Annotated in this window: 4 protein-coding genes; all 4 read left to right on the top strand. The window is 50.5% G+C overall.

The window, feature by feature from the left end; all coding sequences use genetic code 11:
* The first annotated feature begins 102 nt into the window (after positions 1–102).
* The 4 genes from Q0F21_RS00425 to Q0F21_RS00440 all read left to right on the top strand — a co-directional run bounded on the left by Q0F21_RS00425 (position 103) and on the right by Q0F21_RS00440 (position 6,087).
* Entirely contained in the window at positions 103–975 is an 873-nt protein-coding gene (locus tag Q0F21_RS00425; protein WP_297236368.1) for a carboxypeptidase-like regulatory domain-containing protein, read from the top strand.
* Between the two features lie 210 nt (positions 976–1,185).
* Positions 1,186–2,397: an outer membrane beta-barrel protein gene (locus Q0F21_RS00430; protein WP_297236369.1), complete on the top strand. Its 1,212-nt coding sequence runs from the start codon at positions 1,186–1,188 to the stop codon at positions 2,395–2,397.
* A 220-nt stretch (positions 2,398–2,617) separates the two neighbouring features.
* Positions 2,618–3,607 carry a GSCFA domain-containing protein gene (locus tag Q0F21_RS00435; RefSeq protein ID WP_297236371.1) on the top strand — a complete coding sequence of 330 codons (990 nt, stop codon included), beginning with the start codon at positions 2,618–2,620 and terminating at the stop codon, positions 3,605–3,607.
* Positions 3,604–6,087, top strand: a complete 2,484-nt coding sequence (locus tag Q0F21_RS00440) for a bifunctional UDP-N-acetylmuramoyl-tripeptide:D-alanyl-D-alanine ligase/alanine racemase (protein ID WP_297236372.1) — start codon at positions 3,604–3,606, stop codon at positions 6,085–6,087. Before Q0F21_RS00435 ends, Q0F21_RS00440 begins: the two co-directional genes overlap by 4 nt.
* Positions 6,088–6,104: the final 17 nt, after the last annotated feature.

The raw sequence follows: 6,104 nt of genomic DNA on the forward strand, positions 1-6,104 counted from the left end.
TTAGGCGCCTGCTTTCGAACCTTGGATTATCAAAGGAGGAATTGCTTACTTGCATTTTTAGGCTCAATTTGTGGTAACAAAAAGTTTAATTCTATGTTCGGTATGAATAAGTTTGTCTTTATAATAATAGTTCTGTTGTTTTCGTGCAAAATTCTCAACGCCCAAATATCCGGAGTGATAATAGATGAGGAAAAACAACCTGTCGAATTTGCAACTATTAGGCTGTACCAAATTCCTGATAGCATTCTGATTGCCGGTACGGTATCCAATGATAAGGGATATTTTTCTTTTCCGGATACTGTCTCTAGGCAACTTATACTGAAGATATCTTCCGTGGGTTACGAAACGATGTGTTTAGCGGTCAAGTCTCACCAAGAAATCATGTTGAAGCGGCATTCTGAAGAACTGCAGGAAGTAGTTATTTCTGCAAGTGAGATTGAGACCTTCGGGAGTAAGGACAAACTACTCATCCCACAAAGTCTGAAGGAAAGAGCCTCCTCTGCCTTGACGGCCTTGGGAGAAATGCCACAATTTCAATTAAATAGAATTTCAAATATCCTTCAAACGACAGACCGGCAAAATATACTCATTCTCATAGATGGCATACAGGCGAATGAAAATGACTTAATGGCTCTACCTGCAAAAAAAATCAGGAGAGTTGAGTATTTTACACAGCCACCAGCAAGATTTGCCAATAAAAACATAGGTGCAGTGCTAAGCGTCTTTACCATAAAAGAAAAGGATAGCGGGTTTAACAGCTTTATCTCTACAGTAAACTCTTTTACAACGGGTTACGGAACAAACACAATCAATGCGAAGTGGTACACACCCAAGCACCAGGTTGCCCTTTCCTATTTCATTGATTACAGGAATCTTGACGACAACAGAATCAATCAGACGTACGAATATGAGATAGACCATGCAAATTTCTCCAGCAAACAGCAGGGACTTCCCGGTACTTACAAGGGGGAGTAACATATCATAGGGTCAGATTACATGTTTAGTCCGGATGACAACCAACTGTTTTCTGCTAAAGTAAGGTATCGCCTCAACCCGGGGCGGGAAAGCCATCAACAAACTGCAACAACGAAATTTGGTACAGGAATTGTATAACAAGGTTATTCGGCAAAAAAACTTAAAAGCAATTACGATGCTATATCATTGGATTTATATTACAATAGAAAATTGAAGAACAACCAGGAATTGACAGCCAATTTTGTAGGATCTTATTTTGATTCAAAATCGGACAATCAGATTTCCCAGGAAAATTCAGATAATACATTTGCTTATCGGTACAACAACCATCTCAGGAATTACTCTAATTCCATCATATCCGAGTTGCTTTACAACAAGTCCTTTTCCAATGAAAATATCAGCATCGGGGCAAGATACTTTTACAAGCAACTCCAGCAGACCTATAATGAAAACGCCCGCTCCATAATGGAGCAGCAAGTCTGCTATATATATTCAAATCTTGCAGGCAAGTTAAAGAATCTCGATTACACCATAGGTGTAGGTATAGAACATAGTATTCAAGACAATGGAGAAATGAAGGCAAAGCATTATACTGTGTTCAAACCTTCATTGTCTGCGAGCTATCAGATAGGTCACTCCTCTTCCATTAGGCTTAACTCGCTTATCTTATCCAATGTTCCTGACATCTCACAGCTCACCATCCATCCAGTCTATCTCAACTATCAATATTATAGTGTGGGCAATCCTCATCTTCATCCCTACTATACTTTCTATAATCGTCTTCAATACCAACTGAGTCTACCTACTTTCTATATGAGTGCCGCAATACGGCATTCGTACCTGCGCCGCCCTTATATGACATTATTTGAGAGTAGAGACGCAGAGATAGTGAAGACCCTTGAACATTTTAAACACACCTCATACACAGCTGCGGATCTCAGCCTTCAATGGCTTCCATTCTCATTCTTGAAAATCCAACCGTTCGCAACAGTTGTGTATACTAGCGCCATGAAGCTTGATGGTGCCAGTCTAAGTGAGTGGTCAAAATACTTTTCTATCACGGCAAGTGTTACTTACAAGGAATTTTCCATATTAGGAAATGTAGGAAGTTCTATGACCGATCTATTGGGGGATGTTACGGAAAAGAAGAAAGCCTATGTTTTTAGTGAACTATCTTACTCCAAAAACAATGTATATGTGGCATTGCAGTATATTCACAATCCCAAGCCATCTGCCATCTATTCCAACAATAGCTTGATGAACTTTAAGGAAGAAACGATTTGGAATAATTTCCAAAATCTATTTGCCATAAACTTTAGATACAATTTTACGATCGGCAGAAAGAAGAGCATCAATGGTCTCACCAAACTTAATAATCAAGATAATGTAAGTGGATTAACCAACGATGCGACTGCGAAGTAAACGAATATTGTGTTTAATTAAAATTGAGTCACCCTCCTACAAGGGCATTTTCTTTTACCGATATTAGCGTGATCTAATACCGATATTAGTCTCGCCTAATACCGATATTAGATCACACTAATATCGGTATTAGAGAAAAGGCTGAGGGGAAGGCTCCTCATTGCCTTTTTTGCGACCGTTTTTCAGTACACTGAGCAGTATTTATCGGTACCTTTGGGGTATGATTTTTCGCAAGGTCATCGAGATAAAAAAGCCGGACAGGCTCTACGACCGAGGAGACCGCTTAACGCTCTGGGGCTCCTGCTTCTCCACCCGTCTGAGAGATTACCTGATGGGAGCCCTCTACGACGTGACAGACTCGCCCTATGGGATCATATACAACCCTCTCTCTATGGCTCAGGGCATGGGGCGTCTCCTCTTAGATGACGCTCCGCGGGAGGACGAGCTGATCCTGCGGGATGGTCGCTGGCACTCTATGATGCACCATGGGGCTTTCTCTCACAGCAGTAAGGTAGTGGCTCTGCAGCAAATGCGGGCGGCCTTTGAGAGATCAAGGGCGGCGCTCCAGGAGACGAACCTACTCATACTGACCTTCGGCACCGCCTGGGTCTACGAGCGACAGGGGGAGGTGGTTAATAACTGCCACAAGCTTCCGACTGAGGACTTCACTCGCCGTCGTCTCTCGATCGATGAGATCGTCTCAGTCTGGGGTCGGCTGATACCTGCACTGACTGAGCAGATACCTGACATCAGGATCCTCCTCACCGTCAGCCCTATCCCTCACTACAGAGATGGGGCGCACGAGAGTCGTCTCAGCAAGGCGATCCTGCTGCTGGCTGCCGAGAGACTCACGGAGCTCTTCCCCGATCGGGTCTCCTACTTCCCCTCGTATGAGATCATGCAGGACGAGCTGAGGGACTACCGATTTTACGACAGAGATATGGCGCATCCCAGTGACCAGGCAGCGGAGTATATCATCGAGCGCTTCCGCGAGTACTACCTCAGAGAGGAGAGCGGACCTGCGCTACAGAAGTGGGAGAAGGTACGCAAGCAGCTCAATCACAGACCGCTGACAGACAGTCGGGAGAGCCTCCGAGCCTACTACGACTCTCTGCTCAGCACCCTCCTCGAGATCCGAGCAGAGCTGCCGAGGGACTATCTCGACCATGAGGTACAGCGGATACAAGAGATACGATCACATTATCTATGACATCAGTAACTATCACCGATATAGCTTCAGCACTGGGAAACCCAACGATCAGGGACAGCCGTATGATCACCACACTCCTGACGGACTCCCGGGCGCTCACTTTCCCCGAGGGGACGCTTTTCTTTGCCCTCGTCACCCAGAAGCAGGATGGACACAAGTACATCAAGCCGCTCTACAGCCGAGGTGTGCGTGCCTTTGTCATCTCTGACCGGCACTTCCCGACCGATGAGTATCGGGATGCCACATTCATAACGGTACCAGACACCCTTACCGCCCTGCAGCAGGTGGGCTCACTCCACCGCCACAGGCTGTCGATGCCTGTCGTCGGCATCACGGGGAGTAATGGGAAAACGACAGTCAAGGAGCTGCTCCATCAGATGATCGGAGGGACAAAAAAGGTGTCCCGCTCCCCCCGAAGCTACAACTCCGCCATCGGTGTACCGCTCTCCCTCTGGGGCATCAGCGATGACGCCGATCTCGCACTCATCGAAGCGGGCATCTCACGACCGGGTGAGATGGATCGGCTCGAGCGGATCATCCTGCCGACTGTAGGTGTGCTGACTCACCTTGGGACAGCCCACCTGGAGAACTTCCCCGACCGACAGGCGCTGATCAGGGAGAAGCTTAAGCTCTTCCGCCACTGCGACCGGGTCTATGGCTGCCTCGATCCGGATCCCGACCTAGAGACCGTCCTGCGGGAGGGGAGCTATCCCTTTGCCCTCACCGGCTGGAGCCGAAGCCGTCAGGATGCGGTCCTGTGGATCCGAAGGGAGGTGCATACCTCCGGCGGCGTGGACGTGGACGCAACTCTGAGTGGAAGGGAGGTTCACTTTGAGCTCCCATTTCTCGATGACGGGACGATCGAGGACTGCTATCTGGCGCTCTCCATACTGACGGAGCTGGCACCGGAGCGGCTGAAGGATCTCTCCTTTACCCACAGGCTGGAGCCGGTCTCCATGCGTCTCGAGACGCTGGAGGGCGAGCATGGCATGACGATCATCAACGACACCTACAATGCTGACATAGACTCCCTCTCCATTGCACTCTCTGCGCTGCGACGCCGACAGGAGTTGCTGGGGAAGCCGTCCGCTGTCATCCTGTCAGCCTTCCGAGAGAGCAGCCACGACAAGACGGGGCTGTACTCCACGATCTCGAGTCTCCTACGCCGCTTCGACCTCTCCGAGACGGTACTGATCGGGGATGAGATGGGAGAGTACCGGACCACCTTTTCCCCCGATGCGAGGTATTACCGATCGACGGAGGACTTCCTCGCTGACCATCCGGAGGAGTACCTCGCTGATCATGTGGTGCTGATCAAGGGCGCTCACGAGAGCCATCTCGAGGAGATCGTGAGGAGGATGGTCCGGCGAGTGCATCAGACGATTCTGAGTGTCAATCTCTCTCGTCTGGGACACAACCTCAATCTCTACCGGGCGCACCTCCCGAAGGGGATGAGATTCACCTGCATGCTTAAGGCCAACGCTTATGGACTTGGGAGCAACGAGGTGGCGCGGTACCTCGAGCAGACCGGCGGGGTGGACTACTTCGCCGTAGCTGTCTGCGATGAGGGGAAAGAGCTGCGCCGTCTCGGTATCACCACTCAGATAATGGTGATGAATCCGGAGCCGGGGTCGTATGAGCAGATCATGAGCAACCACTTGGAGCCAAACATTTTCAATAAGCACCTTCTCCTCGACTTCATCTCGGCCGCTGAGCGGTACGGTGCACACCTTTACCCTATCCACCTGAAGTGGAATACCGGCATGCACAGGACCGGATTTGACGAGGATGAGGAGGAGGAGGTGCTGACCATCCTCTCACGGACCAGCGCGGTACGTGTCGCTTCGATCTTCACACACCTCTCGGTTGCTGACGAGCCGACTGAGGACGACTACACCTACAAGCAGCTGGCTATGCTGGACCGCGTGGAGGAGCGACTTCGTCAGGCGCTGCCCCACCCCTTCCTCAAGCACGCCCTCAATACGGCCGGTATGACGCGCTTCCCGGACTACAGGTCCGATATGGTCCGGCTCGGATGTGGGCTCTACGGGTTCTCACCGCTACAGGTGGATCCGATGGGGCTGGAGCCGGTAGCCTCACTCTCCTCCGTGATCCTCCAGACACGCAAGCTCCCCGCCGGTGCCACTGTCGGTTATGGGCGCAAGGGGCTCCTCACGCGAGACTCGCGCATAGGCGTGATACCGATAGGCTACGCCGACGGACTCCCTAGGCAGCTGGGCAATGGTCGGGCGCTCTTCCGAACGGAGTCTGGTGCTCTCGTACCCACAGTCGGTAACGTCTGCATGGATGCGGTGATGCTCGATCTCACCGATGCGCCCACCGCCGTCGAGGGAAGCCGTGTGGTGATCTTCGATGACCAGCTCCCCATTACCCGTCTCTCAGATGCCTGCGGCACGATCCACTACGAGATCCTCTCCCGTCTCTCGAGCCGCATTGCCAGACACTACTTCACCGAGTAACGCTGAGAGTATATAGG

The organism is uncultured Porphyromonas sp., from assembly GCF_934359325.1.
Classification (GTDB): domain Bacteria; phylum Bacteroidota; class Bacteroidia; order Bacteroidales; family Porphyromonadaceae; genus Porphyromonas_A.

Coding starts and splice junctions, on each gene's coding strand:
- Q0F21_RS00440 (WP_297236372.1), top strand. CDS start 3,604: ATGACATCAGTAACTATCACCGATATAGCTTCAGCACTGGGAAACCCA.
- Q0F21_RS00425 (WP_297236368.1), top strand. CDS start 103: ATGAATAAGTTTGTCTTTATAATAATAGTTCTGTTGTTTTCGTGCAAA.
- Q0F21_RS00435 (WP_297236371.1), top strand. CDS start 2,618: ATGATTTTTCGCAAGGTCATCGAGATAAAAAAGCCGGACAGGCTCTAC.